The 4618-nt window shown below is 71.4% G+C and carries 4 protein-coding genes; all 4 read right to left on the reverse strand.

The annotated features are described in order from the left end of the window. Positions 1–836 precede the first annotated feature (836 nt). Positions 837–1517: a 3-oxoacid CoA-transferase subunit B gene (locus ACFWEJ_RS27400; protein WP_377232332.1), complete on the reverse strand. Its 681-nt coding sequence runs from the start codon at positions 1515–1517 to the stop codon at positions 837–839. Then, positions 1514–2227, reverse strand: a complete 714-nt coding sequence (locus tag ACFWEJ_RS27405; protein ID WP_377232333.1) for a 3-oxoacid CoA-transferase subunit A — start codon at positions 2225–2227, stop codon at positions 1514–1516. Before ACFWEJ_RS27405 ends, ACFWEJ_RS27400 begins: the two co-directional genes overlap by 4 nt. After that, the gene (locus ACFWEJ_RS27410) at positions 2224–3417 is read right to left on the reverse strand and encodes a thiolase family protein (RefSeq protein ID WP_377232334.1); all 1194 of its coding nucleotides are present in this window, start codon (positions 3415–3417) and stop codon (positions 2224–2226) included. The genes ACFWEJ_RS27405 and ACFWEJ_RS27410 overlap by 4 nt, the downstream gene beginning before the upstream one ends. A gap of 72 nt (positions 3418–3489) precedes the next feature. After that, positions 3490–4284: an IclR family transcriptional regulator C-terminal domain-containing protein gene (locus ACFWEJ_RS27415; RefSeq protein WP_377232335.1), complete on the reverse strand. Its 795-nt coding sequence runs from the start codon at positions 4282–4284 to the stop codon at positions 3490–3492. Positions 4285–4618 lie beyond the last annotated feature (334 nt).

Consider the following 4618-nt stretch of genomic DNA (forward strand, 5'->3'; position numbering starts at 1 on the left):
GCTGGCGATGCGACCCGAAACGCTGAGAGTCAAATGATTGGCATTGACTATCAAGCACACTGTTGAGTTCTCAAACAACCGACGCACACCGTCAGATTAGCGACTCTTCTTGTTCGCTTCCCTGTCCGGGGCAGTTCCTTAAACTTACCAGGCCCTTTCGGACTTTTCCAAATCCCCGCCGGCCCGCTGGGCCGAGAGAATTCTTCGAGCAACCGAAGGAATTCTGATCCCATTTTTCGCCGACCATTCAAGACGCGAATCCTGATGATCTGCAGAGGAAGGGAAACCATCCGAACCGGACCGCGACTCGCACCGCGTCATCCTCGTTCGGAGGCAACCTCTGTAACTTACCCTACCACGCTCCCCGGCGCAAGCACCCTGGTCAGGATCCCTACATCGAGGCGCCTGTTCGGCAAGCCCAACCCAGAAACGAAGCGCACGAAGCTACCTCGAAGATCTGGAGTGGTTCCCGCCCCGGGACCGGCCAGTCACGCTCTTCGCGTTTCCTGTCCGTACCTCCCTGCCGGGCGAACAACGAGAACAGTACGTCAGCCCGCAGGACCCGTCAAAGCCAGGGCGCGTGACGGCTGACACAGATGCGCTGTTCACCGGGTGTTTTTCCAAGAGGGCATCAGGTCCGCACGCGCCGGAGCCATGTCAGACCGGCTCATCGGCCCCCGTCCGCGGCTCGTTGCCCGGGCGTAGACCAAGAACTCTCCCGGTCGGCCATGTCCACGTAATCTTTGGTTCAGATTTCGCCATCCGTCCTGAAGGGCAGAAGCACGGCGTCGCCGGCACGGCCGCTCCACGTAGCCGGAAGCCGCAAGCGCCTGCCGCTAGCCCAGGCGGAGCCCGAGCAGCTCCTCGAGCTCCCCGTGCGTGACCCCGTACGTCTCGACGACGCGTGCAGCCCCGCCACCCGGAGTCCCGGGTCCGACGTCGATCACCGCGATGTCGCTGTAGACACGGGACACGCAGCCCACCCCGGTGAGCGGCAGCGTGCACTCAGGCACCAGCTTGGGCTGACCATCCTTGGTCAGCAGGGTCATCATGACGACGCTCTGCCGGGCGCCCACCGCGAGGTCCATCGCTCCGCCCACCGCGGGCACCGCCCCCGGCTGGCCCGTGGACCAGTTCGCGAGGTCCCCCGACGTCGACACCTGGAACGCCCCCAGCACGCAGACGTCGATGTGTCCGCCGCGCATCATGGCGAACGAGTCGGCCTGGTGGAAGTACGAGGCGCCGGGGAGCTCGGTCACGGGGACCTTGCCCGCGTTGATCAGCTCGGGGTCCGCGGCGGCCGGCTCCGGCGACGGGCCCATCCCGAGCAACCCGTTCTCCGTGTGCAGCGTGACGCCCGAGCCGGCGGGGAGGTGGTCGGCCACGAGCGTCGGCAGGCCGATGCCCAGGTTCACGTAGGAGCCCGGCGCGATGTCGGCGGCCACCCGCGCCGCCAGCTGCGCCCTGGACAGAGGAGACCCGCTCCGCGAGCCCGGCGGGACCGTCTCGGCACTCATGAGGCCGAACCCTGGGCTCCGGCCTGCGCGCCCGCCAGCGTCGTCACGCTGTCGATCGCCACGACGGCGTCGACGTATATACCGGGGGTCACCACGGTCTCGGGATCGATCGACCCGACCGGCACCACCTCCCGCACCTGCGCCACGGTCCGCCGGGCGGCCGTGGCCATGACGGGCCCGAAGTTCCGGGCCGTCCTGCGGTAGACGAGGTTCCCGACGCCGTCGGCCCGGAAGGCCTTCACCAGCGCGACGTCGGCGGGGAGCGGCGACTCGAAGACCATCGGGACGCCGTCGACCACGCGTGTCTCCTTGCCCTCGGCGAGGGGCGTGCCGAAGCCGGTGGGCGTGAAGAAGCCGCCGAGGCCCGCGCCGGCCGCCCGGATCCGCTCGGCCAGGTTGCCCTGCGGCACGAGCTCCAGCTCGATCTCGCCCGCGCGGTACGCGGCGTCGAAGTGCCACGAGTCCACCTGCCGCGGGAACGAGCACACGATCTTGCGCACCCGGCGCTCCAGGATCAGCCGGGCCAGCGCGTCCTCGCCGTTGCCCGCGTTGTTGGAGACGACGACGAGATCGGCGGCGCCCTGCTCCAGGAGTGCCTTGATCAGCTCCACCGGCTGCCCTGCCGGCCCGAAGCCACCGATCATCACGGTCGAGCCGTCGGCGACGTCGCCCACCGCCTCCAGGGCCGTCGGCGCCACCTGGACGGTCATGCGGCGGCCCGCGCGTTCTCGAGGACCACGGCCACACCCTGGCCGACGCCGATGCAGATCGCGGCCACTCCCCAGCGCTGCCGCTCGACGACCAGCCGGCGGGCGAGCGTGCCGAGGATCCGGGTGCCGGAGGCGCCCAGCGGGTGTCCGAGCGCCGTCGCGCCGCCCCATGCGTTCACGATCTCCGGGTCGACGTCCCACGCGTCGACGCAGACGAGCGACTGCGCGGCGAACGCCTCGTTGAGCTCGACGGCGCCGACGTCGGCCCAGCCGATGCCGCTCTTCGCGAGCGCGCGCTCGGCGGCTGCCACGGGGGCGTAGCCGAAGTACTGCGGCTCGTTCGCGACCGCGGCACGGCCCGCGATCCGGGCCAGCGGTTCCAGGCCGGTGAGGTCCGCTGCCGCCTCCGAGCCGATCAGGGCGGCGCTGGCGCCGTCCGTCAGCGGGGAGGCGTTGCCCGCGGTGATGGTGCCGCCGTCCGACCGGAAGGAGGGCTTGAGCGCGGCCAGCTTCTCCAGGGTGCCGTCCGGGCGGACGGGCTCGTCACGGTGCAGGTCCGTCCCGGGCACGGCGGTGACCAGGTCGTCGTAGCGGCCCGCCTCCCAGGCCGCGTGCGCCAGGCGGTGGCTGCGCAGGGCGAACGCGTCCTGCCGCTCACGCGTGACGCCGTACTTCTCGCGCAGCCGCTCGGTCGCCTCGCCGAGGGAGACCGTCCAGTCCGGCTGCATCCGCTTGTTGACCAGGCGCCAGCCCAGCGTGGTCGACACCAGCTCGGCGCCTCCCGCGGGGTAGGCCCGCTCCGGCTTGGGCAGCACCCACGGCGCGCGGCTCATGGACTCGACCCCGCCGGCCACGACGACGTCGGCGTCGCCGGTCTCCACGGCACGGGCCGCCTGCACGGCGGCGTCGAGCGACGAGCCGCACAGCCGGTTGACCGTCACCCCGGGTACCGACAGCGGCAGCCCGGCCAGCAGCACCGCCATCCGCGCCACGTTCCGGTTCTCCTCGCCGGCGCCGTTCGCGTTGCCGAGGATCACGTCGTCGATCCGGGCGGGGTCCAGCCCGGGCGCCCGGCGTACCTGCTCGCCGACGACGAAGGCCGCCAGGTCGTCCGGCCGCACCCCCGCGAGAGCGCCGCCGTAGCGGCCGAAGGGTGTCCGCACGGCGCCGTAGACGAATGCCTGTCCCATCGATCCACACCTCTGCCCGTTCGCAGTGCGCACACAAGTTCCGTATGCGTACGCCCACCGTAACAGCCGGGCTCAGGCGCGGGTGCGGGCCAGATCCGCCTCGATCTCGCCGGCCGCGCGCAGCAGCGCCGGCAGGAACTCGGACACCAGCTCGTCGACGGCACCACGGCGTACGGGGGCGGACACGTTCACCGCGCCCACCACGCGGCCGGCCCGGTCCCGCAGGGGCGCCGCCAGGGACCGCAGGCCCTCCTCCAGCTCCTGGTCGACGAGGGCCCAGCCCTGACCCCGCACCCGGTCCAGCTCCGCGCGCAACAGATCGCGGTCGACGATCGTGCGCGGGGTCAGCGGCTCCAGGGCGACGGCGCCCAGGAAGTCGTCGCGGTCGCGGTGGGGAAGGTGCGCCAGGACCGCGCGCCCCATCGAGGTGGCGGACGCCGGGAACCGCGTACCCACCTGGATCGCAGCCGACATGATCCGGTGCGTGGCGACCCGGGCCACGTAGACGATCTCCGCGCCGTCGAGCACCGCGACCGACGACGACTCCCCGACGTCCTCCGCGAGGCGCTCCAGGTGCGGCTGGGCCACCTCCGGGAGGGTCAGGCTCGACAGGTAGGCGTACCCGAGCTCGAGCACCTGGGGACGCAGGGCGAACACGCGTCCGTCCGTGACGACGTAGCCGAGCTCCACCAGGGTGTGCAGGAAGCGTCGGGCCGCCGCGCGGCTGAGCGCGGCCTCACGGGCCACCTCGCTCAGGGTCATCCGCGCCCGCTCAGGGCCGAACGCGCGGATCACGGCCAGCCCACGCTCCAGGGACTGCACGAACTCACCCGACCGGGTTCCGCCGTCCTGCGCGATCTCGCTCATCTCGGGTTCCTCCATGCCGTCGGCGCGTCCGCCTCGCATCCTGGCCGAGCATCCAGTCGCCCGCACCAGGTCGCCCGGTGCGTCCTGGGAACTGCGCCTTTGGCAGCACGCCCGCCCGGGCCTCCCCTGGTCCGACAACGGAACGCACCGTTGAGCCCCGACGCCCGCAACCCTGGTCGTTCTCCGAACGGGTGTGCCGCGAGTGAAGGTAGCGATGTGCCGGAGGCCCGGTCAATGGTTCCGTGGCGCCGGTCTCGACCGTGACCGGATCGCGATGTGTCCCGGCGTCGCGACGTACACCGGAAAACGACGAGGCCCCGGTCAGCGTTTCCGC

This window comes from Promicromonospora sp. NPDC060204, from assembly GCF_042728455.1.
Lineage (GTDB): Bacteria > Actinomycetota > Actinomycetes > Actinomycetales > Cellulomonadaceae > Promicromonospora.

What these genes read in the sequence shown, in the direction of transcription:
- ACFWEJ_RS27405 (WP_377232333.1), bottom strand. Translation starts at nt 2,227, where the DNA reads ATGACCGTCCAGGTGGCGCCGACGGCCCTGGAGGCGGTGGGCGACGTC.
- ACFWEJ_RS27400 (WP_377232332.1), bottom strand. Translation starts at nt 1,517, where the DNA reads ATGAGTGCCGAGACGGTCCCGCCGGGCTCGCGGAGCGGGTCTCCTCTG.
- ACFWEJ_RS27415 (WP_377232335.1), bottom strand. Translation starts at nt 4,284, where the DNA reads ATGAGCGAGATCGCGCAGGACGGCGGAACCCGGTCGGGTGAGTTCGTG.
- ACFWEJ_RS27410 (WP_377232334.1), bottom strand. Translation starts at nt 3,417, where the DNA reads ATGGGACAGGCATTCGTCTACGGCGCCGTGCGGACACCCTTCGGCCGC.